Origin of the sequence: Agrococcus jejuensis (assembly GCF_900099705.1) — a bacterium.
GTDB classification, from domain to species: Bacteria; Actinomycetota; Actinomycetes; order Actinomycetales; family Microbacteriaceae; genus Agrococcus; species Agrococcus jejuensis.
In genome coordinates, this window is the sequence record NZ_LT629695.1 from 2809680 (window position 1) to 2835038 (window position 25359).

Here is a 25359-nt window from a genome sequence, read left to right on the forward strand (position 1 = left end):
GGCCGGGGGAGAGCGTCAGGATATCGGCGCTCGCCGGGGGCGCCGCATCCGTCGAACGGCGGACCCCAACGGGCACGGATGGGGTGCGGGCGTAGACTGGCGGACTGGAGCAGGAGGGAAGGGTCGATGGGCAGGACGCTGGCTGAGAAGGTCTGGGACGACCACGTCGTCGTCAAGGGGGAGGACGGCTCGCCCGACCTCATCTACATCGACCTCCACCTCGTGCACGAGGTCACGAGCCCGCAGGCCTTCGACGGCCTCCGCCAGGCCGACCGTCCCCTCCGTCGTCTCGACCTCACGGTCGCGACCGAGGACCACAACACCCCGACGATCGACATCGACAAGCCGATCCAGGACCCGACGAGCGCGAAGCAGATCTCGACGCTGCGCGAGAACGCCGCCGAGTTCGGCGTGCGCATCCACTCGCTCGGCGACAAGGAGCAGGGCATCGTGCACGTCGTCGGCCCGCAGCTGGGGCTCACGATGCCGGGCATCACCGTCGTGTGCGGCGACTCGCACACGTCGACGCACGGCGCGTTCGGCGCGATGGCGTTCGGCATCGGCACGAGCGAGGTCGAGCACGTCATGGCCACGCAGACGCTGCCGCTCAAGCCGTTCAAGACCATGGCGATCACGGTCGAGGGCGAGCTGCGTCCCGGCGTGACCGCGAAGGACATCATCCTGGCCGTCATCGCGAAGATCGGCACGGGCGGCGGCGCCGGCTACGTGTTCGAGTACCGCGGCTCGGCCATCCGCGCGCTGTCGATCGACGGCCGCATGACGATCTGCAACATGTCGATCGAGGCCGGCGCCCGCGCGGGCATGGTCGCGCCCGACCAGACGACGTACGACTACATCCAGGGCCGCGACCACGCGCCGAAGGGTGCGGACTGGGATGCGGCGGTCGCCTACTGGGACACGCTGCCCACCGACGACGACGCGGTGTTCGACGCCGAGGTCTTCATCGACGCGAACGAGCTCGAGCCGTTCGTGACGTGGGGCACGAACCCCGGCCAGGGCTCGCCCCTGTCGGAGGCCGTGCCGGCGCCGGAGTCGTTCAGCGACCCCATCGACCGCGCCGCTGCCGAGAAGGCGCTCGCCTACATGGATCTCGCACCCGGCACGCCTCTCAAGGACGTCAAGGTCGACACGGTGTTCATCGGCTCGTGCACCAACTCGCGCATGGAGGACCTGCGCGCCGCCGCCGACATCCTGCGCGGCAAGCGCAAGGCCGAGGGCCTGCGCGTCATGGTCGTGCCCGGCTCGGCGCGCGTGCGCCTCGAGGCCGAGGCCGAGGGCCTCGACCAGGTGTTCAAGGACTTCGGCGCCGAGTGGCGCTTCGCAGGCTGCTCGATGTGCCTCGGCATGAACCCCGACCAGCTCGCGCCCGGCGAGCGCTGCGCATCCACCTCGAACCGCAACTTCGAGGGCCGCCAGGGCAAGGGCGGGCGCACGCACCTCGTGTCGCCGCTCGTCGCGGCCGCGACCGCGATCCGCGGCACGCTCTCGAGCCCGTGGGACCTCGCGCAGGACGACCTGCGCGCCGCAGAGGAGGCGGTGGCCTGATGGAGAAGATCTCGACCCTGACCGGCCCGATCATCCCGCTGCGGTCGTCGAACACCGACACCGACCAGATCATCCCGGCCGTGTTCCTCAAGCGCGTCACGAAGACGGGCTACGACGACGCGCTGTTCTACCACTGGCGCCAGGACGAGTCGTTCGTGCTGAACCAGGAGCCGTACCGCCACGGCGGCATCCTCGTGACGGGCCCCGACTTCGGCACGGGCTCGAGCCGCGAGCACGCCGTGTGGGCGCTGCGCGACTTCGGCATCACCGCCGTGCTCAGCCCCCGCTTCGGCGAGATCTTCCGCGGCAACTCCGGCAAGCAGGGCCTGCTCACCGGCATCATCCCCGAGGAGGCCGTCGAGCGCCTCTGGGCGGCCGCCGAGGCGAACCCGGGAATGCAGACCACCGTCGACCTCGTTGCTCGTACCGTGACGATCGGCGACGAGACGATCGACTTCCAGATCGACGACTACACGCGCTGGCGCCTCCTCGAGGGCCTCGACGACATCGCGCTCACGCTGCGCGACGAGGAGCGGATCACCGCCTTCGAGGCCTCCCGTCCCTCGTGGATGCCGAGGACCCTGCCGGTGCAGACGGGAACCAAGTGAACGCCGACCAGCTCTCCGCGACCTCCGCACGCGCCATCGGCCTCGACGTCGACGCGCTGACCGTGCGCGGCGGCAAGCCGCTCGACGGACGCATCGAGATGAAGGGCGCGAAGAACCTCGTCACGAAGGCGATGGTCGCGGCGCTGCTCGCCGACACCCCGTCCGAGCTGCGCTCGGTGCCCGAGATCAGCGACGTGCGCGTCGTGCGCGGCCTGCTCGAGATCCACGGCGTCGCCGTCGAGACGCTCGGCGACACCATGCGCCTCGACCCCGCGAACGTCGAGCGCGCCCACGAGACGTCGATCAACGCGCACGCGGGCTCGAGCCGCATCCCGATCCTCTTCTGCGGACCGCTGCTGCACCGCCTCGGCGAGGCGTTCATCCCCGACCTCGGCGGCTGCCACATCGGCGACCGCCCCATCGACTACCACCTCGAGGTGCTGCGCAACTTCGGCGCCGTCGTCGACAAGCTGCCCACCGGCATCCGCATGACGGCGCCCGACGGCCTGCACGGCGCCAAGGTGCGCCTGCCGTACCCGTCGGTCGGCGCGACCGAGCAGGTGCTGCTCACCGCGACGCGCGCCAAGGGTCGCACCGAGCTGTCGAACGCGGCCGTCGAGCCCGAGATCCTCGACCTCATCGCGATCCTGCAGAAGATGGGCGCCGAGATCCAGGTCGACACCGACCGCACGATCCGCATCGAGGGCGTCGACCACCTCGTCGGCTACAGCCACACGGCGCTGTTCGACCGCAACGAGGCCGCATCGTGGGCCTGCGCGGCCCTCGCGACCGGCGGCGACATCTTCGTCGGCGGCGCGCGCCAGCAGGAGATGACGACGTTCCTCAACGTGTACCGCAAGGTCGGTGGCGCGTTCGAGATCGAGGACGACGGCATCCGCTTCTGGCACCCGGGCGGCGACCTCAAGCCCGTCGTCGTCGAGACCGACGTGCACCCGGGCTTCATGACCGACTGGCAGCAGCCGCTCGTCGTGGCGCTCGCGAAGGCCAAGGGCATCTCGATCGTGCACGAGACCGTCTACGAGCAGCGCTTCGGATTCACGGAGGCGCTCGTCGACATGGGCGCGACGATCCAGATCCACACCGAGTGCCTCGGCAGCCACGCGTGCCGCTTCGGCCAGCGCAACTACCAGCACTCCGCCGTGATCGCCGGTCCCGTCTCGCTGCGCGGTGCGGACATCGTGGTGCCCGACCTGCGCGGCGGCTTCAGCCACCTCGTGGCGGCGCTGACGGCCGAGGGCGAGTCGCGCATCTCGAACGTCGGCATCATCGCGCGCGGCTACGAGCGCTTCATCGAGAAGCTGCAGGTGCTCGGAGCCGACTTCGACGTCGACGGATGACCATGCCCCGCCGCAGCGAGCGCACGCCCGCGTTCCGGGTGCTCGCCGGCGCGGTCGTGCCCTTCATCACGGCCGTCGCCGACGTGCGCCTGCATCACGCGGAGCGGCTGCCGCAGACGGGCGCGTTCGTGCTCGCGCCGAACCACTTCAGCGAGATCGACCCGCTCGTCATCGGCACTGCCGTGTGGAAGGCGGGGCGCGCGCCGCGGTTCCTCGCCAAGGAGAGCCTGTTCCGCGTGCCGGTGCTGGGCCGCATCATGCGCGCCACGGGGCAGATCCCCGTCGACCGCGGCGGCATCGCTCGCGGCGCCGACCCCATGGCCGCCGCGCGAGCACTCGTCGCCGACGAGCTCGCCGTCATCATCTACCCCGAGGGCACGCTCACCCGCGACCCGGAGCTGTGGCCCATGCGGGGCAAGACCGGTGCCGTGCGCATGGCGCTGCAGGCCGGCGTGCCCGTCATCCCGGTCGCTCACTGGGGCGCCCAGGAGCTCATGCCCAGGTACGCGAAGGGCATCCGACCGTTCCCGCGCAAGCGCATCGACGTCGTCTTCGGCGAGCCCGTCGACCTCGACGCCTTCCGTGGAGGACCTCTCGACCAGGCGACGCTGCTGCGCGCGACCGAGACCGTCATGCAGGCGATCACGCGCATGCTCGGCGAGCTGCGCGGCGCCGAGCCGCCCGCCGAGCGGTGGGACCCCGCGAAGCGCGGACAGAGCGAGACGGGACGATTCGATGGCTGACGTCGCGGTGCTCGGAGCCGGATCGTGGGGCACGACGTTCGCGAAGGTGCTCGCCGACGGCGGCAACGCCGTGACGATGTGGGCGCGCAGGCCGGAGGCGGCGCGCGAGATCGCCGAGTCGCGGCGCAACACGCGGTACCTGCCCGGCATCACGCTGCCCGACTCGCTCACGGCGACGTCGGACGCGGCCGCCGCGGTCGCGGGTGCGCAGCAGATCTACCTCGCGGTGCCGAGCCAGCAGCTGCGCGCCACGCTCGCCGACCTGCTGCCGGTGCTGCCAGACGGCGTGCCGCTCGTGAGCCTCATGAAGGGTGTCGAGGCCGGCTCGCGCCTGCGCATGAGCGAGGTCATCGCCGAGGCCGCGCACGTCGGCCCCGAGCGCGTCGCCGTCGTGTCGGGCCCGAACCTGGCGCTCGAGATCGCGCAGGAGCATCCGACGGCCGCCGTCGTCTCGTGCAGCGACCTCGACACCGCCATGGCCGTCGCCCGCGTCGCCCGCAACGACTACTTCCACTCGTTCGTCAACGACGACGTCATCGGCACCGAGTTCGGTGGCGTGCTGAAGAACCTCGTCGCCGTGGCCATCGGCATCGTCGACGGCGTCGGCTACGGCGAGAACACGAAGGCGTCGATCATCACGCGCGGCCTCGCCGAGCTCACCGCCTTCGCCGTCGCGCACGGCGCGAAGCCCGAGACCATGCAGGGGCTCGCCGGCCTCGGCGACCTCATCGCCACCTGCGCGTCGCCCCTGTCGCGCAACTTCACCGCAGGCCGCCTGCTCGGCCTCGGCTACTCGAGGCAGGACGTCGTCGCGCGCATGAACCAGGTCGCAGAGGGCCTGTCGTCGATCGCGCCCGTCGCCGAGCTCGCCGCCGCCCGCGGCATCCCGATGCCCATCCTCGAGCAGGTGCGGCTCGTGATCGACGAGGCGATGGACCCCAAGGACATCGCCCCGCACCTCACGACCGACGACGCCGAGCCCACCCTGGAGATGCTCTCGTGACCGACCGCATCCGCGTCGCCCTGCTGTTCGGCGGCCGTTCGAGCGAGCACGCGATCTCGTGCGCCACCGCTGGCAGCGTGCTCGCCCACATCGACCGCGACCGCTTCGACGTCGTGCCGATCGGCATCACCCGCTCGGGCGCGCTCGTGCTGCAGCCCGACGCCCCCGAGTCGATGACGCTCGACCGCATGCCCGAGGTGGGCGACGGCGACCGCGTGCTGCTACCCGCCACGACCGACTCGCGCGAGCTCGTCGCCGTCGATGCCGAGGGTGCGCTGCGCTCGCTCGGCGACGTCGACGTCGTGTTCCCGATCCTCCACGGCCGCTTCGGCGAGGACGGCACCGTGCAGGGCATGCTCGAGCTCGCCGGCATCCCGTACGTCGGCAACGGCGTGCTCGCGAGCGCCGTCGGCATGGACAAGCACTTCACGAAGACCGTGCTCGCCCACGCGGGCATCACGGTCGCGCCGTGGATCACGGTGCAGCGACGCGAGTGGGACGCCGACCCCGAGGCGATCCGCACGCGCCTGGGCGACCTCACGCTGCCGCTGTTCGTGAAGCCCGCCCGTGCCGGCTCGAGCGTCGGCGTCTCGCGCGTCACGTCGCTCATCGACCTCGACGGCGCGATGCGCGAGGCGTTCGCCGAGGACTCCCGCGTGCTCATCGAGGCCGGATGCCCCGGCCGCGAGGTCGAGGTGGCCGTGCTGCAGGGCCGCGACGGCGCGATGCCGCGTGCGTCGCTGCCCGGCGAGATCGTGCTGCGGCCCGGCGAGTTCTACGACTTCGACGCGAAGTACGTCGACCCCGACCGTGCGAAGGTCGTGTGCCCCGCCGACCTCGACGAGCACACGCTCGCCGCGGTGCAGCAGACGGCGATCCGCGCGTTCGAGGCCATCGAGGGCTCGGGCCTGTCGCGCGTCGACTTCTTCGTCTCCGACGAGCACGGCGTCGTGGTGAACGAGATCAACACCATGCCCGGCTTCACGACGATCTCGATGTTCCCCCTCGCGTGGGGCGCGTCGGGCATCGGCTACGGCGAGCTCATCACCGAGCTCGTCGAGCTGGGGCTCGCGGAGGAGCGATGAGCCCCTGGTGGGCGGTCGCGACGTACGTCGTCGCGCTGTTCACGGCCGGCGGCCTGCTGCGCCTCGTCGATCCCGTCGCGCCGACGGGATCGCCGTCGCTGCTGTGGCTCGCACCCGCGATCGCCGCGGGCCTGACGTGGCTCGTCGGGCGCCGAGCGCTCGGCATCATGCTGCCGGCGCCCGTGCGACGCCAGCAGGTCATCGCGCACACGATCCTCGGCGTCGCCGCCGCGGGCCTGCTCGTGGCGCTCGTCGCCCTCGGCGTCGTGCTGCTGCCCGGCGACGACGTCGTGATGGGCCCGACCCTGCAGACCCTGGCGCTCGCCGTGCCGCTCGCGTTCGCGCTCGAGCTCGGCTGGCGCGGCGTGCTGCAGCCGCTCGTCGAGTCGCGCATCGCCCGCATCTGGGCGTGCGTCGCCGTCGGCGTCGTGTGGGCCGCATGGCGGCTCGAGGTCGACGACGAGGCGACGAGCATCGTCGGCACGCTCGTCGCATCCATCGCGCTGTCGGTGCTGCTCGGCTACCTCGGCAACGGCTCGTGGTGGCAGCGCTGGATCACGGCGGGCGTCGTGCAGTCGATCCTGTCGATCGGCCTGGCGCTCATCGCGGGCACCGACCCCACCGGCTCGGCATCGCTCGTCGTCGCGGGCGCGTCCGTCGTCGTCGCGGTGGCGTGGATGCTCATGTTCCGCGCCGCGCAGCGACGCCGGGCGGCGCGGGCGGTCGAGCAGGGCTCCTAGCCCGCGACCACGACCGCGATCGCGCCGTCGGCGTCGGCGATCGTTGCGCGCCCGTCGCGCTGCTCGAGCACCCGCCCGCCCGCCGCGACCACCGCGTCGAGCCGCGCCTCGAGCGCGTCGGCAGGCACGAGCACCTCGACCCGCACGCGTGGCCGCTGCGCGCGGCGCTCGGCTTCGTGCGCATCCATGTCCTGCACGAAGAGCACGTGGCCGAGGCCGAGCGGGTCGACGAGGTCGGTGACGTGCTCGCGCGGGTCGCGCTCGGCGGCGAGCACCGCGCGCCAGATCGCGCGGGAGCCGGCGACGTCGACCGCGTCGAAGCCCAGCTGCACGAAGCGCAGGTCGGCGGGCAACGACGCCGCGCCGAGGTCGTGCGCTGCCCGCTGGATCGCGGCGGCGAGCGCGACGAACGCTGGGCGGGCACCTGCGTCGTCCTCCCACGCGTCCTTGCCCCCGTCGAGCGTGACCGAGCCGGGGCGCACGTCGATGCCGAGCCGCTCGTCGGCCTCGTCGGCGAGCCCGGCGGCTCGCTCGGCGAGCGCCACCGTCTGCTCGGTCGTCGTGGCGTAGCGGGCGACGGCGGCGAAGAGCGTCCACCAGTCCTCGGCGCCGGCGAGCGGCTCGCCTGGCACGGCGTCGACCTCGATGCCGTCGGGGTCGGCGTGCCGAAGCCCGTACGGCCCCGACGCGGGGCCGAGGGCGTCGACGATCGTCTGGATCGCCGCCGCCGGGCGCACGACGTCGACGTGGATGCGGTCGCGCAGCGGCCGCGCCTCGCGGTCGTGCTCGAGCACGAGCGGCAGGTCGCGACGCCACGGATCGCGCAGCACGGCCCGGTCGCGGTCGTAGCCGAGCGCGAGCGCCCAGAACGGCGCCGCACGGTCGGGGTCGGGCGTCTCGAGCACGACGCGCAGCGCCTGCAGCGACGCGGGAGCGGGGGAGAGGCCCAGGTCGTCGGCCGCCGCGGAGATGGCGGGCGCGAGGCTCGCATCCTCGCGGTCGAGCCGCACGCGCACGCCGCCCGCGCGCACGTCGACGTCGACGACGCGCCCCGCCATCGCGACGATGCGCGGCAGCAGCGCGGCACCCGCCGAGTGCGTCGGCGCCGCGAACCACGCGTTCAGCCGGTCGTCGATCGTGCGCCACGCATCCATGCGAACCTCCTCGATCCGACCGCGCTCAGGCGATCGTGAACCCCGTCGCGCCTCTCGGCGCCTCGTCGACGACGTCGACGTGCGAGACGCGCGCCGACGGCGGGCCGAGCCGCAGCCAGGCGACCATCGCGTCGACCGCATCCGCCTCGCCCTCGACGACGGCCGCGACCGTGCCGTCGACGAGGTTGCGGGCGCTGCCCGCGACGCCGAGGCGCTGCGCCTCCTGCTGCGCCGACCAGCGGAAGCCGACGCCCTGCACGCTGCCGTGCACCGTCACGCGTCTGCGGGTCGCCATGCCCCCGACCCTAGGCCTCGGCGCCGACACGGTCGCAACAGGTTGCGCGTCGCCGCCTGCAAGGGGAGGGTCGAGGCAGGAGGTGGCTCCCATGCCCGACTACATCGAAGGCTTCAGCGGCTTCGCCGTGCCCGACACCGACGCCGCAGCGACGTTCTACCGCGACGTGCTCGGCCTTGTCGTGAAGGAGGACCACGGCATGCTCATGCTCGCGCTGCCGGGCGGCGGGCACGTGCTCGCGTACCCGAAGCCCGACCACGAGCCGGCCGCGTTCACGATCCTCAACCTCGTCGTGCCCGACCTGCCCGCCGCGATCGACGACCTCGTCGCGAAGGGCGCGGAGTTCCTGCGGTACGACGGCTTCCATCACGACGAGCGCGGCATCGTGCACGGCGGCGGCCGGGGCCCCGACATCGCGTGGACGACCGACCCGGCGGGCAACGTCATCGGCGTCATGGAGGGCTCGCAGGAGCCCGAGGGTGCTGCGTGAGCGGCATCCGCATCCCGGATCAGGCGGCCGACCTGCTCGACGAGCCCAACGTCGCGGCCCTCGCGACCATCGAGCCCGACGGGTCGCCGCAGGTGACGGCCGTGTGGGTGGGGCGCGACGAGGACACGCTGCTCATCCCCATGAAGCGGCACCTGCGCAAGACGCAGAACATCCGCCGCGACAACCGCGTCAGCGTGCTCATCACGTCGCGCGTCGACCCCGAGCACTTCCTCGAGGTGCGCGGCACGGTCGAGCTCGCCGACGACCCGACGTCGTCGCTCGCGACGCAGCTCGCCGTGAAGTACGACGGCGAGCCGCTGCCGCCCGACGACGAGGGGCATCTGCGCATGATCGCGCGCGTCACCCCGACGCGCGTGCGGGTGGGCTAGCCCGTCGAACCTGCACGGCAGCGGGGCCTCAGGTGCATCCTGCACGCGAGGCCCCGCTCACGTGCAGGTTCGATCAGGGGTCAGTCGACGACCGCGGCGACGGCCTCGATCTCGACGAGCTGGTCGTCGTAGCCGAGCACCGTCACGCCCAGCAGCGTGCTCGGCGGATCGTGGTCGCCGAACGCGTCGCGCACGACCTCCCACGCGGCGACGAGTTCGGCCTGGCTCGTCGTCGCGACGAGCACGCGCGTGCTGATGACGTCGTGCAGCGTCGCGCTGGCTGCTGCCAGCGCCCGCGTCAGCGTCTCGACGCACGCGGCCGCCTGGCCGGCGACGTCGCCGACCGCGGCCGTCGAGCCGTCGTCGCGCAGCGGGCACGCGCCGGCGAGGAAGACGAGCCGCGCCTCCTTCGGCGCCGTCGCGGCGTACGCGTACTCGGCGACGTCGGACAACGTGGACGCGCGGATGAGCTGGACGGCGCTGGGCATGCCCCGATGGTGCCAGCGCCGGCTGCGATCAGGCTCGATCCGAGCCCACCGCGATGGTGAGCACCGCGGCCACGACGACGTCGAGCGGCTGCGTCGCGTCGATCTCGTGCGTCGCGCCGGCGCGCAGCAGCGGCTCGACCTCGGCGAGGTCGCGCAGCACCTGCGCGCGCTCGTCGGCGTGCTTGCCGAAGTCGTTCGTCGTGCGGGTGCGCAGGCGCTCGAGGATGACGTCGGCGGGCGCGGACAGCAGCACGATCGCGTCGAAGCGGTCGTACAGTGCGCCCTGGTTCGCGACCGTGCCCTGCACGACGAGGGGCTGCGAGCGGGGCTGGTCGAGCAGCGCGCGGATGCGGTCGAGTCGCCAGAGCGGCTCGCCGTCGACCGTCTCGATCCAGGCCCCATCGGGGCCGGGCTCGTCGGTGTCGACGGCGTCGCACCCCAGCCCGGCGAGCGCGCGGAGCACCGTGGACTTGCCGGTCGCCGACATGCCCGTGACGAGGGTCGTGCGGTGCGTCATCGCTGTGGGCATGCGTCGAGGGTAGGGGCCGCGCCTGCACATGGCGCGCCGTGACGCTGAGCGGGCCGCCGAGGGAAGAAACCCCTCGGCGGCCCGCTCAGCGTCGCATCGTGGCGGCGATCAGGCGCAGCCGTCGGGGCCGCACACCTCGCCGTCGGCGGCGCCGACGGTCTGCAGCGGGTGGGCCTGGGTGAGGGCGTTGAGGAAGACCTCGGTCGGCTGGGCGCCCGAGACGCCGTACTTGCGGTCGAGCACGACCATCGGCACGCCTTGGATGCCGAGCGCGCGCGCCTCGGCGATGTCCTGCTGCACCGCGGGGATGCGCGAGCCGGAGCTGAGCTCCTGCTTGATCGCATCCGCAGGCACGCCCTCGGCCGACGCGACGCACTCGAGCATCTTCTCGTCGCCGATGTCGCGGCCCTGCTCGAAGTGGGCGGCGAGCAGCGCCTCCTTCACCTCGGACTGCACGCCGTGCTCCTTCGCGAGGTGCAGGATCTGGTGCGCCTTCATGCTGTTGGCGACGACGAGCGCCTCGAAGTCGTAGGCGAGGCCGACGGTGCGCGCCTGCTGCGTCACGTGGGCGAACATCTGCTCGGCCTGCTCCACGGCGATGCCCTTGCGGCTCGCGAGGTACTCGGCCTCGGTGCCGTCGTAGTGCTCGGGCAGCGTCGGGTCGAGCTGGTACGACTTGTACGACACCTCGACGTCATCCCGGTGCGGGAACTGCGCGAGCGCCTCCTCGAAGCGGCGCTTGCCGATGTAGCACCACGGGCACGCGATGTCGGACCAGATCTCAACCTGCATGTCGTCAGTCAACAGGGGTCAACCTGTGAGCATTCCTCGCGATTCCGTGTCGCAACACGGGTTGCGCCCGCTGGCGCCGGACCGGAGCTTCGCACGCGCGTCTGCATGCGCGCGGTGCCGCCGGTAGGCTCGACCCTCGTGGCACTCACGATCGGCATCGTCGGACTCCCCAACGTGGGCAAGTCGACCCTCTTCAACGCACTGACCAAGAACCAGGTGCTCGCCGCGAACTACCCGTTCGCGACGATCGAGCCCAACGTCGGCGTCGTCGAGCTGCCGGATGCGCGCCTCGACCGGCTCGCCGAGATCCACGGATCCGCGAAGATCCTGCCCGCCACGGTGTCGTTCGTCGACATCGCCGGCATCGTGCAGGGCGCGTCGGAGGGCGAGGGCCTCGGCAACCAGTTCCTCGCGAACATCCGCGAGGCCGACGCGATCGCGCAGGTCGTGCGCGGCTTCGCCGACGGCGACGTCGTGCACGTGGCGGGCGCCGTGAACCCGGCGAGCGACCTCGAGACGATCAACACCGAGCTGGCGCTCGCCGACATGCAGACCCTCGAGAAGGCGATCACGCGTCTCGAGAAGGAGGTGCGCGGCAAGAAGGCCGACCCGGCCGTGCTCGCTGCGGCTGAGGCAGCGAAGGCTGCGCTGGATGCGGGCACGCTGCTGTCGGCGGCCGACGTCGATCTGACGCTGCTCAAGGAGTTCGGCCTCATGACGGCCAAGCCCATGCTCTTCGTCTTCAACGTCGACGAGGCCGTGCTCACCGACGACGCGCGCAAGGCCGAGCTGGCCGCGCTCGTCGCGCCGGCGACGGCCGTCTTCCTCGACGCGAAGGTCGAGTCGGAGCTCGTCGACCTCGAGCCCGACGAGGCGCTCGAGCTGCTGCAGTCGCTCGGCCAGGACGAGTCGGGCCTCGACCAGCTCGCCCGCATCGGCTTCGACACGCTCGGCCTGCAGACCTACCTCACGGCGGGTCCGAAGGAGTCGCGCGCCTGGACGATCCGCAAGGGATGGACCGCCCCGCAGGCGGCCGGCGTCATCCACACGGACTTCGAGAAGGGCTTCATCAAGGCCGAGGTCGTGTCGTTCGACGACCTGGATGCGGCCGGCACGATGGCCGACGCGAAGGCCAAGGGCCGCGTGCGCATCGAGGGCAAGGACTACACGATGGTCGACGGCGACGTGGTGGAGTTCCGCTTCAACGTGTGAGGTTCGTGCGGCGTCGCCTCACGCCCACCCGTGCTCTCCCGCACCACGAGCGACGGCACGAGATCGACGCGGCGCACCGCCGCCCCCGTGCCGGCGATCGCGCCGAGCAGCAGGTCGAGCGCTGCGCGGCCCGTCTCCTCGAGCGGCTGGCGGATGGTCGTGAGGCCCATTCCCGCGGCGAGCGGGCCGTCGTCGTAGCCGACGATCGCGACGTCGTCGGGCACCGACAGCCCCCGCGCTGAGAGGCCCCGGTACGCGCGTGCCGCGAACTCGTCGTGGTTCGCGACGATCGCCGTCGGCGCGCGTGACCCCCGCAGCGCGTCCAGCAGCACGGGCGTGGGATCGGCGGCCGGGTCGCAGCGCACGACCTCGACGTCGACGTGCTCCGACAGCCCGCGGATGCGCAGCATCCCAGCCGAGATGTAGTCCTCCGAGCGCTGCGGCTCGCCGAGGAACAGCACGCGCTCGTGCCCGCGCTCGCTCAGGTGCGCGCCAGCGAGGCGTCCGCCCTCCTCGTCGTCCACGAGCACGACCGGCACGTCGTCGCCCACCGGGCGGGCGCGCAGCACGTCGATGAGCACGAGCGGCAGCGCCGCCTCGCGGCTCGCGCGCAGCGCGGCGCTGCCCAGCGGCACGCCCATGACGATGAGCCCGTCGATGCCGCGACGCGCCGGGAGCGCGTCGAGCAGGGGAGCGGCGGCGCTCGCCGCCGAGTCGAGGTCGTGCGCCGTGAGGTCGATCGCCGTCTCGCGAGCGCGCACGAGCATCCCCGAGAAGCGACGGAAGTACGTGGCGTAGCTGCTGAACGGCGCAGCGACCGCGACGCGCGTGCCCGCGGTCGGCCCCGTGCGGTCCCGTCCGCCCGTGCGGTAGCCGAGCGCTCCCGCCGCGGCGACGACTCGGGCGCGCGTCGCGTCGCTCACGCGGTGCGGCGCGTTGATCGCGAGCGACACCGTCGAGATGCTCACGCCGGCCTTCTCGGCGACGGTGTAGATGGTCACCTTCGACATGCGAAGAAAGTACTTCATCGAAGTGCTTCGACGCTCGCATGATGGTCGACAGACCGAAGGAGGTCGTCGACGATGACGTACACGAGACCGCGACTCGACGCGTTCGCCGCAGCCGTGGATGCGCGCCTGAAGCCCCTGGCGCCGAAGCAGGGGAAGACGGCGCAGGCCCGCCGCGCCGACGCCGAGGCGTTCGATCCGATCATGTGCCGCGAGCTCGGCATCGAGCCCGTCGACGTCGCGACCGAGGAGCACACGCTCACCGTGCCGAACGCGCCCGACGCCCGCCTGCGTGTCTACTGGCCCACGCCCGAGCGCGCCGCGGCCGCCGACGCGGGCGGGCTGCCCATCCTCGTCGAGTTCTTCGGCGGCGGCTTCGAGATCGCCGGCATCGACTGGGTGTGGTGGGATGCGCACTTCCGCGAGCGCGCACGCGACGCGGGGATCATCGTGGTCGCGGGGGAGTACTCGCACGCGCCCGAGGTGCGCTTCCCGGCGCAGCCCGAGCAGTGCTGGAGCGTCTTCGAGTGGGCGGCGGAGCACGCTCGCGAGCTCGGCGGCGATCCCGAGCGCATGGCGATCGGTGGCGGCTCCGCGGGCGGCAACCTCGCCGCGGCCACCGCGATGATGAACCGCGACCGCGCGAGCCGGCCGGTGCGCCTGCTGCTGCTCGAGGTGCCGCTGCTCGACCTCACGACGCAGCACCTGGGGAGCCAGCCGGGCGTGCCGAGGCTCGTGCTCCGCCAGCTCGCCAAGACGCTCGTGCGCCAGTACCTCGGCCCCGATCGCGCGCTGCGCCGCAACCCGTACGCGTCGCCGCTGCGGGCCACGTCGTTCACGGGCATGCCGCCGACCGTCATCTACACAGCCGAGCTCGACGCCCTCCGCGGCGACGGCGAGGCCTACGCCCGCGCGCTCGGAGAGGCGGGCGTGCCCGTGTCGTGCATGCGCATGATCGGCCAGAGCCACGGCTCCGCCGGCTACCGCAGGGCCGTGCCGATGTCCGACCACCAGCACCGCGACGTCGTCGCCACCCTCCGCACGCTCCACGACGCCCCCGTCGACTACCCGAAGGCAGCCTCACGATGACCGCACTCACCGACCTCGACCTCGAACCCGGCATCCAGCACTGGGTGCGCCGCATCGGCGAGCTCGCCGCCACGCTGCCCGACATCGCCTCGCCGGACCCGACGGTGCAGCGCGTCGCGGCCCGCGAGCTCTCCGACCTCATCGCGATCGAGTGCACGCTGCCCATCCCCGACGGCATCGAGCTCGAGGACTTCGAGATCGAAGGACCCGGCGGCACGCTCGTGCTGCGCCGCTACCGCCCGACGGGCGCATCCGGGCCCCTGCCGACGCAGGTCTGGCTGCACGGCGGCGGGTTCTACGCCGGCGCGATGGTCGAGATCCTCAACGACCGCCTGTGCGCTCGCCGCACGCTCGAGAGCGGCGTGCAGCTGTGCTCGCTCGAGTATCGGCTCGCGCCCGAGCACCGCTATCCGGCACCCATCGAGGATGCGATCGCTGCGCTGCGGGCGCTCGCAGACGAGCCCGAGCGCTTCGGCGTCGACGCCTCGCGGCTCGGCATCGGCGGCAACTCGGCGGGTGCGGCGATCGCCGCGAGCACCGCGCTGCACCTGCGCGACGTCGCGCATCCGACGCTGCACCACGTCGACCTCGAGGTGCCGCCGACGGCGATGCGCAAGGTCGGCGCCTCGAGCGTCGACTTCTCGCAGGGCTTCGGCCTCGACGAGATGGAGACGATCGTCGACCTGTACCTCGGCCCCGACGGCGCGACGGATGCGTACGCGTCGCCCCTCGACGTCGAGGACCTGACCGGGCTGCCGCCGACGCTCATCATGGCGGCGGAGTTCGACCCGCTGCGCGACGCCGGCGTCGAGTACGCCGAGCGCCTGCGCGAGGCGGGCGTGCCCGTCGAGCTGCTCGTCGTGCCCGGCCACCTGCACGGCTCGCCCGGCCAGACCGCCGCATCCCCTGCCGCGTTCGCCTGGCAGCAGGAGCACTCCCGGCGGCTCGCCGCCGCCTACCGCTGACCCGCACCTCCACCCCGCACCCACGTCAGGAGACGACGATGTCCCAGACCACAGCCCTCGACCCGATCGGTGCCGTCGGACCCGACGAGATCCCCGGATCGCCGCAGCCGCGCGGCTTCCTGCCGCTGTTCGTGCTCGCCTGGTTCGGGCTCAGCATCGTGCTCGGCACCCTCGGCAGCGCGTCGATCCCCAAGGTCTTCGCCTTCCTCGACGACGCGACGAAGGGCCTGCACCTCTCGATCGTCGCCGCGATCGGCGGCATCGTCGTCATGGTCGTGACGCCGCTGTTCGGTCGCATGAGCGATCGCACGATGTCGCGCCTCGGCAAGCGTCGCCCGTGGATCCTCGGCGGTGCGATCGCGGGGCTCGCCGGCGTGCTCGTGCTCGCGGTCTCGACCGAGCTGTGGCAGGTCATCGTCGGCTGGTCGATCGTGCAGATCGGCTACGGCGCCACGAACTCGGCCGTGCACGCCCTGCTCGCCGACCAGATCCCGAAGCGCACGAGGGCGCGCGTCTCGGCAGCGGCCAGCGCGGCGAACGCGTTCGCGCTCATCGCCGGATCGCTCATCATCGCGGCGCTGCCGAACGACCAGCAGTGGGCGTGGTTCGTCGTGCCGGGTGCGATCGGCAGCGTGTGCAGCGCGCTGCTCTTCCTGCGGCTGCGCGACATCGTGCGCACCGACCCGCCCGCGCCGTGGCACTGGAGCGACGTGCTCTCGACGTACTGGCTGAACCCGCGCGTCTACCGCGACTTCTTCTGGGCCTTCGCGTGCCGGCTGCTCGTCACCATGTCGATCGTCACCGTGACGCTCTACCTGCTCTTCATCATCATCGACCGGCTCGGGGTGTCGAAGGAGGAGGCATCGGCGTCGTTCGCGACCATCCTCATCCTCTTCACGCTCTCGAGCATCGTGACGTCGATCGCGTTCGCGATCGTGTCCGACCGCACGGGCCGTCGCAAGGCGATCGTGTGGGTGTCGGCGCTGCTGTCGGCGGGCGGGCTGGTCGTGGCGCTCATGGCGCCCGACATGTCGGTGTTCCTCGTCGCGATGGCGCTCGTGGGCGCCGCGCAGGGTGCGTTCGTGTCGGTCGACGTCGCGATGATGACGGAGGTGCTGCCGACGTTCGACGAAGCGGGCAAGGACCTCGGCATCGTGTCGCTGTCGTACCAGATCCCGCAGGTGCTCGTGCCGGTCGTCGCCATCCCACTGCTCGCGATCGGCGGCGGCGAGAACTACTCCGCGCTGTTCGTCGCCGCGATCGTGTTCGGCGTGCTCGGCGGTCTGGCAGTGCTGCCGATCAAGGGCGTGCGGTAGCGGCTCGCGGGCGCGGCGGCGTCAGTCGGCGGGATCGACCTCGCCGTTCGCGAGCCGCTCGGCGACGTCGACGAGCCACGCCCCGTACGACGGTGCGACCGGCGCGGGCGTCGGACCGTCGATCGGCAGCCAGATGACCTGACCGCGCGTCCCCGCGGGCAGCGGATCGAGGTCGATGGCGTGGCCGGAGCCCTGGAAGTCGGTGAACGGCAGCCAGCCGCGGCTGTTCATGACCGTGCGCACGCGGTCCGGCGTCATCCACTCGATCGGCTCGTCGCCGTCACCGAGCGCCGAGAGGCGCAGCGCGTGGGCCTCGAGCATCGCGTCGACGCCCAACCAGCTCAGGACGTCGTGGATGCCGAGCTGCCAGGCAGGGTCGTCCTGCCCGTCGTGGATGCGCAGGCTCGCGACGAGGTCGTCGGGCAGGTCGCCGACGACGGCCGCGAGCCGGGCCAGCTGCTCGTCGGTCGCGGGTGGACGCAGCGAGGCGGCGATGTCCGGCCGCTCGGCCTCGAGCACGGCCTCGATCGTTGCCCACGCGCGTGCGACGTCGGAGGCATCCGTCACGCGCGGCCCTGCTCGTCGTGCTGCAGCGCGGGCGTCAGTTGTAGCCCGGGATGCAGATCGTCTCGGTGGGCGGCTCGGTGCCGACGGGCAGCGGGCCGGTGCGGGCATCGAGCAGGGCGTCGAGCTGATCGAGGTCCATCGGCGTCCATCCATTCGTTCCGTGTCGTGCGCGATCGGTGCGCCCAGTGTGGCGGGCGATCGCAAGCGAAGCCTCCAGCCTGCCCGGCGAGTCTCGGTCGCACGCGGCGCGGACCTCTGCATCGCCTACGAGAAGCGGCGCGCAGCGCGCGTCAGCTCGTCGGCGACTGGAACTCGTCGGGCTCGACGTCCTCCTCGCCCTCCGGCGTCTCGGGCTCGGCCGTCTCGGGATCGGTGGGGAAGTCGGGGTCCGAGCTCGTCGGGTCGCCGATGCTGCCGCTGATGGTGTCGCTCATGCTCGTCAGCGTGGGGGATGGGCATCGAGCGCGCCAGGCGGTTGACGACGTCGGGCCGCGCGGTCTCGCCTCGCGCGCGTAGCGCACGCGAGCCGCGTCGTACGGGTCGGAGAGACTGGATGGATGGCATCCTCCGACTCGACCGCGACAGGCGACCTCGGGCGCGTGCGCATCCGCGGCGCGCGGGAGCACAACCTCCGCGACGTCGACCTCGACATCCCGCGCGACGCGCTCGTGGCCTTCACCGGCGTCTCCGGCTCTGGCAAGAGCTCCCTCGCGTTCGGCACGATCTACGCGGAGTCGCAGCGGCGCTACTTCGAGTCCGTGGCCCCCTACGCGCGCCGACTCATCAGCCAGGTGGGCGTGCCCGACGTCGACGTCGTGGAGGGGCTGCCGCCGGCGGTCGCGCTGCCGCAGCAGCGCACCGGGGGATCGGCGCGATCGACGGTCGGCAGCGCGACGACGATCGCCAACGTCGTGCGGATGCTCTACTCGCGCGTCGGCACGTACCCGGAGGGTGCGCCGATGCTGTTCGCGGAGGACTTCTCGACGAACACGGTGCAGGGCGCGTGCCCGACGTGCCACGGCCTCGGCCGCGTCTACGACGTGCCCGAGGAGCTGATGGTGCCCGACGACGGGCTCTCGATCGACGAGGGTGCGCTCGCGGCATGGCCCACGGCGTGGCACGGCAAGCAGCTGCGCGACAGCCTCATCTCGCTCGGCTACGACCCGCACGTGCCCTGGCGCGACCTGCCGGCCGAGCAACGCGAGTGGGCGCTGCGCACCGACGAGTCGCCGCAGGTGCCGATCTTCCGCGACCTCACGCCCGCTCAGGTGCGCGCAGCGGTCGCGAACGGGCGCGAGCCCTCGTACATGAGCACCTTCCTCGGCGTGCGGCGCTACGTGCTCGACACGTTCGCGAGCTCGAAGAGCGCTCGGATGCGCGAGCGCGCCGCCTCGTTCATGCGGAGCGTCGAGTGCCCCTCGTGCCACGGCAGGCGACTCAAGGCCGACGCGCTCGCCGTGACGTTCGAGGGTCTCGACATCGTCGAGCTCGCCGCGATGCCGCTCGACGACGTCGCCGACGTGCTGCGGCGCGCGCAGGATCCCGACTGGGGCACCGGATCCGCCGCGTCCGTCAGCGCCGAGCGACGACTCGCGGCGCGGCGCCTCGTCGACGAGGCGCTCGCGCGGCTCGCGCCCATCGCCGACCTCGGCCTCGGGGCGCTGTCCCTCGACCGGCCCACGTCGACGCTGTCGGCGGGCGAGCTGCAGCGGATGCGCCTCGCGACCCAGGTGCTCTCGCAGCTGTTCGGCGTCGTGTTCGTGCTCGACGAGCCGTCGGCGGGGCTGCACCCTGCGGACGCCGAGTCGTTGCTCGGCATCCTGCGGCGCCTGCGCGACTCCGGCAACACCGTCTTCTTCGTCGAGCATTCGCTGGGCGTGATCCGCGAGGCCGACTGGATCGTCGACGTCGGGCCGGGCGCCGGATCGTCGGGCGGTCGCATCGTGCACTCGGGTCCGCTCGAGAGCCTGCGCGACGTGGACGAGTCGGTCACCCGCCGGTACCTGTTCGAGGCGCCTCCCGCCCACGACACGGCGCGCGCACGGCGCGCGCCCGACGGCACCATCGAGCTCGTCGACGTGCACCGCAACAACCTCCACGGGCTGACGGTCTCGATCCCCGTCGGCGCGCTCACGGCCGTGACGGGGGTGTCGGGCTCCGGCAAGTCGACGCTCATCGATCAGGCGCTGCCTGACCTGCTGCAGGCGGGCGGGGCGAGCGAGATCGACGCCCACGCGTCGGGCGTCGACACGCAGACCGCCCCTGACGACCCGTTGGCCGAGGCTGCGGCGATCGTCACGCGCGGCGACGCGACGGCACCCGCAGACCGCCTGCGCCGGATCGTGCAGGTGAGCCAGCGCCCCATCGGGCGCACGCCGCGCTCGAACGTCGCGACCTACACCGGGGTGTTCGACCGCATCCGCGCCGCCTTCGCCGCGACGCCCGAGGCGCGCAGGCGTCGCTACGGCGCGAGCCGCTTCTCGTTCAACGTCGCTGCGGGTCGCTGCCCCACGTGCAAGGGGGAGGGCACGGTCGAGGTCGAGCTGCTCTTCCTGCCGTCGGTCTCGTCGCCGTGCGCGACGTGCGGCGGCACGCGGTACAACCCCGAGACGCTCGAGATCGAGCTGCACGGGCGCACCATCGCCGACGTGCTGGCGATGAGCGTCGAGGATGCCCGCGCGACGTTCGACGGCGACGTCGAGATCGAGCGGCACCTCGATGCGCTGCTCGACGTCGGACTCGGGTACGTCGCGCTCGGCCAGCCGGCCACCGAGCTGTCGGGCGGTGAGGCGCAACGCGTGAAGCTCGCGTCCGAGCTGCGGCGCGCGCAGCGCGGCGACACGCTCTACCTGCTCGACGAGCCCACGTCGGGGCTGCATCCCGCCGACGCCGATCGACTCATGGCGCACCTCCAGCGCCTCGTCGACGGCGGCAGCACCGTCGTCATGGTCGAGCACGACATGCGCGTCGTCGCCGAGGCGGACTGGGTGATCGACATGGGCCCGGGATCCGGCGAGGCCGGTGGACGTATCGTGGCCGAGGGCACGCCCGAGGAGGTCGCGGCGTGCGACGCGAGCCGCACGGCGCCCTTCCTCGCGGCGGCGCTGCAGCGCCGAGCGTCGTCGAGCTGACGATGCCGGTCTCTCTCGCGGGCGTCGCCGACAGCGAGCTCGTCATCAAGAAGAGCCGCTTCCTCGGACGCATCGAGCCCGTCGCCGGGCGCGACGAGGCCGTGGGCATCGTCGGCGACCTGCGCGCGCGGCATCCGGATGCGGCGCACGTGTGCTGGGCGCTCATCGCGGGCGGGGAGTCGGCGGCGGTCGACGACGGCGAGCCCTCGGGCACGGCCGCGCGCCCGATGATGGACGTGCTGCGCCACAACGACCTCGAGGGCGTGCTCGCCACGGTCGTGCGCTACTACGGCGGCGTGAGGCTGGGAGCGGGCGGGCTCGTGCGCGCCTACTCGACGGCCGTGTCGACGGCGCTGCAGCAGGCGACGCTCGTGCCCATGCGTCGCACGGTCGACCTCGTCGTGACGGTGCCGTACGCCCTCGAGGGCGCCGTACGACGCGAGCTCGACGCGCACGACGCGACGCTCGGCGACGTCGCGCACGGCAGCGACGTGGCCATCGCGTTCACGGTCGACGAGGACGCGGCCGCCGCGATCCGGTCGCGCGTCGACGACCTCGCGCAGGGCGGCGCGGTCTGGGGATCGCCTACGGCGTGAACGCCGTCGCGTGCTCGCGCGCCGCGGCGAGCGCCGCATCCAGCTCGACCTGTGCGAGCTCGGCGTCGAACTCGGGCTTCATCGCTGCGATCGTGCGGTTCGTCGCGATCGTCGACACGTGCATGCCGAGGCCGCGCTCGAGCACGATGCGCACCGGCGGGATGGCGTGGTCGAGCAGCGCGAGCGACTCCTCGTCGTAGACGGCGCCGCGCGCCGTGACGAGCACCGCCGTCTTGCCGGCGAACGGCTGCGGGTTGCCGTCCGACGGGGCCGTGAGGCCGGGCACGTGCACGAGGTCGAGCCACGACTTCAGCTGCGACGGCAGCGAGAAGTTGTACATCGGCACGCCCACGAGCAGCACGTCGGCCGCCTCGATCTCGGTCAGCACGCGCTGCTGCAGCGCCTCGTGGTCGGCGGGCGCCTGCATGTCGCCGCGCAGCCGCTCGGGCCAGTGCAGCGCCGTCGACGTCAGATGCGGCAGCGGGTCGGCGACGACGTCGCGCACGTGCACCGTCCACTCCGGCCCGCGTGCCCGCCACGCGTCCTCGAACGCATCCGCGATGGCACGCGTGCGGGACTCGGGGCTGATGGATGCGTCGATGCGCAGCAGGTGGGGCACGCATCCATCCTCGCGCAGCGTGCGCGCGTCGGTCGATGCCACTGCCTCGCGCGCGTGCCGCCGCCGGACGACACGCGCAAGGCGTCGCATCCGAACGCATGGCTCGCGACCCTGGTTGCGCAACGCATCGGTGCGGGGCCCCGCCTCGCACCGGAGCATCCGACGAGAGGAGCATCATGCACACCGTCACCCTCGAGGACGCACGCCGCATCGTCGCGGCCGCAGAGGCCAAGGCAGACGAGCTCGGGCAGCCCATGAACGTCGCCGTCGTCGACTCGGGCGGCAACCTCGTCACCCACGTGCGGCAGGACGGCGCCTGGATCGGCAGCATCGCGATCGCGCAGTCGAAGGCGTGGACGTCGCGAGCGTTCGACATCTCGACGCACGATCTCGCGAGCAACGCGCAGCCGGGCCAGCAGTTCTACGGCATCCACACGACCAACGGCGGCGAGGTCGCGATCTTCGCCGGAGGCGTGCCGCTCGAGCGCGACGGCGCCATCGTCGGAGCCATCGGCGTGAGCGGCGGCACGGGCGATCAGGATCAGGCGGTCGCCGAGGCGGGTGCCGCGGCGCTCTGACGCGGGACGGGAGGGCCGGCGGCCCTCCCGTCAGCGATCGTCCGGTGCGCGCCGCTGCTCGGCCGCCCACGTGTGCTCGGCGATCGCGCCGCCGACGGCGTCGCGCCAGGCACGCCCATCCTCGCCACGGTGCAGGTCGCGCGCGTGGAAGCGCGAATCCTCCCGGTACGGAGCACTGTGGTGGATGCGCTGCGCGAGCCGCGTCATCGCATCGTGCCCACCCTCGGCGTACGCGCGCCGCTCGGCGTCGTCGAGGCGGATGAGCGCGGAGTCGTCGATGACGGCGCTGTACGAGTACCGCGCGTCGAGCAGCAGGTCGTCGCCGTGCTGGGCGACGAGGAACCACATGCCCGGCTCGTGGTCGACGTACCGGAGGCCGCTCGTATCGTCGCTCACTCCGACCCCGGCCTGCCGCGCCCGCGCTTCACCTCGGCGCGACGGCGCTTCTCGTCGAGTCGGCGGCGACGCGAGCCGAGCGTCGGCCGCGTCGCGCGCCTGGGCGTCGCGGGCATGATCGCCTCGCGCAGGAGCGCCGTGAGTCGCTCGCGGGCGGCGACGCGGTTCTGCCGCTGCGAGCGCTGCTCGGCCGCCGCGATCGTGAGCATCGAGCCCGCGAGGCGTGGCTCGAGCCTCGCGAGGGCACGGGCGCGCTGCGTGTCGGTGAGCGCGCTCGTCGTCGCGAGGTCGATCGACAGCTGCACGCGCGAGTCGGTCGTGTTCACGCCCTGTCCGCCGGGACCCGAGGCGTGGGAGAACTGCTCGCGCAGCTCGGCCGCGGGGATGCGCAGGCCGTGCGGTGCGCCCGGGCCGGGCGGCACGTGCAGATCGTCCATGGTTCGAGCATGCACCACCCGCGCCGCGGCCCGCCGCCGCGCACCGCTCGGTCCGCTAGGCGGCGCCGACAAGCGGGTGCGGGAAGGCCGCCTGCCGCCCCTGGAAGTCGAGGATGCTCGGGTTCACGACGACGCCGTCGCGGATCTCGATCGCCCGAGCGATCGTGCGATCCTCCGCCCACGCGTCGGGACCCTCGAGCACCGTGCGCAGGAACGGCAGCAGCGCCTCGCTGATCTCCCACGTCGCCGAGCTCCACAGGTACGACGGGCTGTGGTCGACGGCGTAGTAGTGCACGCCCTGGCCGACGGTCAGCATCGGCTCGTCGAACGTCGTGGGCGTCGCCCACTCGAACCCCATGCCCTCGTCGCACGAGACGTCGACGATGAGGCTGCCGGGCGCGAAGCCGGCGAGGTCGACGGTGCGCAGGTACGTGAGGGGCGCGGCGACGTCCTGCAGCGTGCAGTGCACGACGATGTCGTGCGACGCGAGGAACTCGGGCAGCAGCACCTGCCCGCCGGGCGTGAGCACCGTGCTGCGATGCAGCGGTCCGTCGTCGGCGTGCAGCTGCACGATGTTCGCGGCGTGGATGGGCGAGCTCACCGCGGCGATCTCGCGCTGCGTCAGCACCTGCACGTCGTGCACGCCGCTCGCCCGCAGCGCCGTGACCGCGCCGCGCGCCGTGGCGCCGAAGCCGATCACGACGGCGCTGAGTCGCGGGCCGTAGTCGCCCGTGGCGCCGACGAGCTGCATGGCGTGCAGCACCGAGCAGTAGCCGGCGAGCTCGTTGTTCTTGTGGAACACGTGCAGGCCGAACTCCCCGCGCCGGTTCCAGTGCTGCATCGCCTCGAACGCGATGAGCGTGAGCCTGCGGTCGATCGCCGTCTGCGTCACGACGGCGTCCTGCACGCAGTGCGGCCAGCCCCACAGCACACGGCCCTCTGGCAGCGCGGCGACGTCGTCGGGCTGCGGCTTCGGCAGCAGCAGCACGTCGGCCGCCTCGAGCACCTCGGCGCGCGTGCCCATGCGGCCGACGCGCGATGCGACGTGGTCGGGGGCGAGCTGGAAGTCCGCGCCGTAGCCGTGCTCGACGATCATCGCCGCGCGCACGTCGGCGTCGATGCGGTCGAGATGCTGCGGATGGATGGGCAGCCGCTGCTCGTGCTCCATCGACGACGTCGCGAGCAGCCCGAGGGTGCGCAGGGTGGTGGTGGATCGGGTCGAGCCGGGCATCCGGGCTCCCATCGTCGGGGAACCTCGTGGACCAGCTCCTGCGTCGAGCGTACGCCGCCCGCCTATGCACGACGACGTCCGGTCGGCGAGACGCGTCCGCCGACGCCCGCGCGACGGCGACCGGTCGGCGCGTTCCGCGCGACCTGTCATGCTTCGCAGATGGGCGACCACTACGACACACGCGACCAGGCAGTCGAGGCGCTCCACAGGCAGCTCGCCCGTCTGGGCTTCGACCACGCACGCATCGACCTCCCGGCGCTGGAGTCGGAGGTGCTGCGCACCGACCTGCGCCGGCCTGCACGCACGCCGGGGTGGACGTTCGACCCCACGCGCGGCGAGCCGCTGCGCCGCATCGCCTCGCGACATCGGCGCTGACGCGCGCCGCTCGGCTCAGTCGCCGCGACCCTCGCGGTCGTCCTCGCGCATGGCCTCGAGGTCGGGCATGATGCCCTGGGCTCGCAGGGCCTCGGCGCGCTCGTCGACCGCGGCGTCGTCGGTGCCGCCGAGGCGTGCGTCGTCGGGATCGTGCTCGGGCTCGGTCGGTCGTGCGTCGGTGGACATGCGACGACGGTAGGGGAGTCGCGGTGCCATCCGCGCGGGGTGGACAGCGGCGATCAGGCCGCGCACTCCACGCACGTGCGCGCATGCGGACGCGCCGCGAGCCGGCCGGCCGGGATGGGCGCGCCGCAACGCACGCACGTCGGCACCTCGCCGCGCGCGGCGGCGGCAGCGGCCGCATCCAGCTCGGCGAGCGTGCGCACCGCTGACTCGCGCAGCCCCTCGAGGCGCGACCACTCCTCCGACAGCGGCACGCCGTCGGGGTCGTGCTCGTCGTCGTCGGACTCGCCCGACCGCAGGGCGCGCAGGTCGACGAGCTGCTGCTCGAGCGACGCGAGGCGCGTGGCTGCGGCCACGCGCTCGGCGGCGATCCGCTCGGCGTGCGTCGGCTCCATCACGCCAGCGAACCACCGACCG

31 protein-coding genes are annotated in these 25359 nt (G+C 72.7%); 17 read left to right on the forward strand and 14 right to left on the reverse strand.

Features of this window, described 5'->3' with window-relative positions:
* Positions 1-126 precede the first annotated feature (126 nt).
* From leuC to BLQ67_RS13295, 7 genes are all read left to right on the forward strand, one after another.
* Complete coding sequence (leuC, locus tag BLQ67_RS13265) at positions 127-1566, forward strand: 3-isopropylmalate dehydratase large subunit (RefSeq protein ID WP_092505797.1); 1440 nt, start codon at positions 127-129, stop codon at positions 1564-1566.
* Positions 1566-2174, forward strand: a complete 609-nt coding sequence (leuD, locus tag BLQ67_RS13270; protein WP_092505799.1) for a 3-isopropylmalate dehydratase small subunit — start codon at positions 1566-1568, stop codon at positions 2172-2174. The genes leuC and leuD overlap by 1 nt, the downstream gene beginning before the upstream one ends.
* A 98-nt stretch (positions 2175-2272) precedes the next feature.
* Entirely contained in the window at positions 2273-3532 is a 1260-nt protein-coding gene (gene murA / locus BLQ67_RS13275; protein WP_407922493.1) for a UDP-N-acetylglucosamine 1-carboxyvinyltransferase, read from the forward strand.
* Between the two features lie 2 nt (positions 3533-3534).
* Positions 3535-4275 (forward strand): lysophospholipid acyltransferase family protein, encoded by a 741-nt coding sequence (locus tag BLQ67_RS13280; RefSeq protein ID WP_092505801.1) that lies wholly within the window; start codon positions 3535-3537, stop codon positions 4273-4275.
* Positions 4268-5278 carry an NAD(P)H-dependent glycerol-3-phosphate dehydrogenase gene (locus BLQ67_RS13285; protein ID WP_092505803.1) on the forward strand — a complete coding sequence of 337 codons (1011 nt, stop codon included), beginning with the start codon at positions 4268-4270 and terminating at the stop codon, positions 5276-5278. Before BLQ67_RS13280 ends, BLQ67_RS13285 begins: the two co-directional genes overlap by 8 nt.
* Positions 5275-6363, forward strand: coding sequence for a D-alanine--D-alanine ligase family protein (locus tag BLQ67_RS13290; RefSeq protein ID WP_092505805.1), 1089 nt, complete (start codon positions 5275-5277; stop codon positions 6361-6363). Before BLQ67_RS13285 ends, BLQ67_RS13290 begins: the two co-directional genes overlap by 4 nt.
* A complete protein-coding gene (locus BLQ67_RS13295) occupies positions 6360-7103 on the forward strand; it encodes a CPBP family glutamic-type intramembrane protease (protein WP_092505807.1) in 744 nt (247 codons plus the stop codon). Before BLQ67_RS13290 ends, BLQ67_RS13295 begins: the two co-directional genes overlap by 4 nt.
* On the opposite strand, the gene BLQ67_RS13300 is transcribed toward BLQ67_RS13295, so the two are convergent.
* Entirely contained in the window at positions 7100-8257 is a 1158-nt protein-coding gene (locus tag BLQ67_RS13300; RefSeq protein WP_092505809.1) for a VOC family protein, read from the reverse strand. The genes BLQ67_RS13295 and BLQ67_RS13300 overlap by 4 nt on opposite strands.
* Before the next feature lie 25 nt (positions 8258-8282).
* Positions 8283-8552, reverse strand: coding sequence for an acylphosphatase (locus tag BLQ67_RS13305; protein WP_092505811.1), 270 nt, complete (start codon positions 8550-8552; stop codon positions 8283-8285).
* Between the two features lie 91 nt (positions 8553-8643).
* Between BLQ67_RS13305 and BLQ67_RS13310 the strand changes: the two genes are divergently transcribed.
* Both BLQ67_RS13310 and BLQ67_RS13315 read left to right on the forward strand, forming a co-directional pair.
* Positions 8644-9042 (forward strand): VOC family protein, encoded by a 399-nt coding sequence (locus tag BLQ67_RS13310; protein ID WP_092505813.1) that lies wholly within the window; start codon positions 8644-8646, stop codon positions 9040-9042.
* A complete protein-coding gene (locus BLQ67_RS13315) occupies positions 9039-9431 on the forward strand; it encodes a PPOX class F420-dependent oxidoreductase (RefSeq protein ID WP_092505815.1) in 393 nt (130 codons plus the stop codon). The genes BLQ67_RS13310 and BLQ67_RS13315 overlap by 4 nt, the downstream gene beginning before the upstream one ends.
* Before the next feature lie 80 nt (positions 9432-9511).
* Here BLQ67_RS13315 and BLQ67_RS13320 read toward each other — a convergent pair whose 3' ends face one another.
* The 3 genes from BLQ67_RS13320 to BLQ67_RS13330 all read right to left on the reverse strand — a co-directional run bounded on the left by BLQ67_RS13320 (position 9512) and on the right by BLQ67_RS13330 (position 11240).
* Positions 9512-9919, reverse strand: a complete 408-nt coding sequence (locus BLQ67_RS13320) for a Rid family hydrolase (RefSeq protein ID WP_092505817.1) — start codon at positions 9917-9919, stop codon at positions 9512-9514.
* Positions 9920-9947: 28 nt separating this feature from the next.
* Positions 9948-10448: an AAA family ATPase gene (locus BLQ67_RS13325; RefSeq protein WP_231945057.1), complete on the reverse strand. Its 501-nt coding sequence runs from the start codon at positions 10446-10448 to the stop codon at positions 9948-9950.
* Between the two features lie 108 nt (positions 10449-10556).
* A complete protein-coding gene (locus BLQ67_RS13330; RefSeq protein ID WP_092505819.1) occupies positions 10557-11240 on the reverse strand; it encodes a DsbA family oxidoreductase in 684 nt (227 codons plus the stop codon).
* A 138-nt stretch (positions 11241-11378) separates the two neighbouring features.
* Here BLQ67_RS13330 and ychF point away from each other — a divergent pair, with 138 nt between their 5' ends.
* Complete coding sequence (gene ychF / locus BLQ67_RS13335) at positions 11379-12452, forward strand: redox-regulated ATPase YchF (RefSeq protein ID WP_092505821.1); 1074 nt, start codon at positions 11379-11381, stop codon at positions 12450-12452.
* On the opposite strand, the gene BLQ67_RS13340 is transcribed toward ychF, so the two are convergent.
* Positions 12404-13462, reverse strand: a complete 1059-nt coding sequence (locus BLQ67_RS13340) for a LacI family DNA-binding transcriptional regulator (protein ID WP_092505823.1) — start codon at positions 13460-13462, stop codon at positions 12404-12406. The genes ychF and BLQ67_RS13340 overlap by 49 nt on opposite strands.
* Positions 13463-13534: 72 nt before the next feature.
* On the opposite strand from BLQ67_RS13340, the gene BLQ67_RS13345 reads away from it, so the two are divergent.
* The 3 genes from BLQ67_RS13345 to BLQ67_RS13355 are packed head-to-tail and all read left to right on the forward strand — an operon-like array spanning position 13535 to position 16829.
* Positions 13535-14548, forward strand: a complete 1014-nt coding sequence (locus BLQ67_RS13345; protein WP_092505825.1) for an alpha/beta hydrolase — start codon at positions 13535-13537, stop codon at positions 14546-14548.
* Positions 14545-15513 (forward strand): alpha/beta hydrolase, encoded by a 969-nt coding sequence (locus tag BLQ67_RS13350; RefSeq protein ID WP_092505827.1) that lies wholly within the window; start codon positions 14545-14547, stop codon positions 15511-15513. The genes BLQ67_RS13345 and BLQ67_RS13350 overlap by 4 nt, the downstream gene beginning before the upstream one ends.
* Positions 15514-15551: 38 nt before the next feature.
* Positions 15552-16829: an MFS transporter gene (locus BLQ67_RS13355; protein ID WP_092505829.1), complete on the forward strand. Its 1278-nt coding sequence runs from the start codon at positions 15552-15554 to the stop codon at positions 16827-16829.
* 21 nt (positions 16830-16850) lie between these two features.
* On the opposite strand, the gene BLQ67_RS13360 is transcribed toward BLQ67_RS13355, so the two are convergent.
* Together BLQ67_RS13360 and BLQ67_RS16490 are read right to left on the reverse strand one after the other, a co-directional pair.
* Positions 16851-17396, reverse strand: coding sequence for an SMI1/KNR4 family protein (locus tag BLQ67_RS13360; protein WP_197674608.1), 546 nt, complete (start codon positions 17394-17396; stop codon positions 16851-16853).
* 290 nt (positions 17397-17686) lie between these two features.
* A complete protein-coding gene (locus BLQ67_RS16490; RefSeq protein ID WP_157674845.1) occupies positions 17687-17830 on the reverse strand; it encodes a hypothetical protein in 144 nt (47 codons plus the stop codon).
* A 123-nt stretch (positions 17831-17953) separates the two neighbouring features.
* Here BLQ67_RS16490 and BLQ67_RS13365 point away from each other — a divergent pair, with 123 nt between their 5' ends.
* Both BLQ67_RS13365 and BLQ67_RS13370 read left to right on the forward strand, forming a co-directional pair.
* Complete coding sequence (locus BLQ67_RS13365) at positions 17954-20527, forward strand: excinuclease ABC subunit UvrA (RefSeq protein WP_092505833.1); 2574 nt, start codon at positions 17954-17956, stop codon at positions 20525-20527.
* Between the two features lie 2 nt (positions 20528-20529).
* The gene (locus tag BLQ67_RS13370) at positions 20530-21123 is read left to right on the forward strand and encodes an IMPACT family protein (RefSeq protein WP_092506948.1); all 594 of its coding nucleotides are present in this window, start codon (positions 20530-20532) and stop codon (positions 21121-21123) included.
* On the opposite strand, the gene BLQ67_RS13375 is transcribed toward BLQ67_RS13370, so the two are convergent.
* Positions 21113-21742, reverse strand: a complete 630-nt coding sequence (locus tag BLQ67_RS13375) for an FMN-dependent NADH-azoreductase (protein WP_092506949.1) — start codon at positions 21740-21742, stop codon at positions 21113-21115. The two genes, BLQ67_RS13370 and BLQ67_RS13375, sit on opposite strands and share 11 nt — an antisense overlap.
* A 176-nt stretch (positions 21743-21918) precedes the next feature.
* Between BLQ67_RS13375 and BLQ67_RS13380 the strand changes: the two genes are divergently transcribed.
* Positions 21919-22320, forward strand: a complete 402-nt coding sequence (locus BLQ67_RS13380) for a GlcG/HbpS family heme-binding protein (RefSeq protein WP_092505835.1) — start codon at positions 21919-21921, stop codon at positions 22318-22320.
* 30 nt (positions 22321-22350) lie between these two features.
* On the opposite strand, the gene BLQ67_RS13385 is transcribed toward BLQ67_RS13380, so the two are convergent.
* Genes BLQ67_RS13385 through BLQ67_RS13395 form a run of 3 tightly spaced genes read right to left on the reverse strand, consistent with a single transcriptional unit; the run spans position 22351 to position 24384 of the window.
* Positions 22351-22716, reverse strand: coding sequence for a hypothetical protein (locus BLQ67_RS13385; RefSeq protein ID WP_157674846.1), 366 nt, complete (start codon positions 22714-22716; stop codon positions 22351-22353).
* A complete protein-coding gene (gene arfB, locus BLQ67_RS13390; protein ID WP_092505839.1) occupies positions 22713-23153 on the reverse strand; it encodes an alternative ribosome rescue aminoacyl-tRNA hydrolase ArfB in 441 nt (146 codons plus the stop codon). The genes BLQ67_RS13385 and arfB overlap by 4 nt, the downstream gene beginning before the upstream one ends.
* A 55-nt stretch (positions 23154-23208) precedes the next feature.
* Positions 23209-24384, reverse strand: a complete 1176-nt coding sequence (locus BLQ67_RS13395) for a N(5)-(carboxyethyl)ornithine synthase (RefSeq protein ID WP_157674847.1) — start codon at positions 24382-24384, stop codon at positions 23209-23211.
* 159 nt (positions 24385-24543) lie between these two features.
* Between BLQ67_RS13395 and BLQ67_RS13400 the strand changes: the two genes are divergently transcribed.
* The gene (locus BLQ67_RS13400; protein WP_092505843.1) at positions 24544-24759 is read left to right on the forward strand and encodes a hypothetical protein; all 216 of its coding nucleotides are present in this window, start codon (positions 24544-24546) and stop codon (positions 24757-24759) included.
* 15 nt (positions 24760-24774) lie between these two features.
* Here the strand turns inward: BLQ67_RS13400 and BLQ67_RS16495 are convergent, their stop codons facing one another.
* Positions 24775-24945, reverse strand: a complete 171-nt coding sequence (locus BLQ67_RS16495) for a hypothetical protein (RefSeq protein WP_157674848.1) — start codon at positions 24943-24945, stop codon at positions 24775-24777.
* 53 nt (positions 24946-24998) lie between these two features.
* Positions 24999-25337, reverse strand: coding sequence for a TraR/DksA family transcriptional regulator (locus tag BLQ67_RS13405; protein WP_092505845.1), 339 nt, complete (start codon positions 25335-25337; stop codon positions 24999-25001).
* Positions 25338-25359 lie beyond the last annotated feature (22 nt).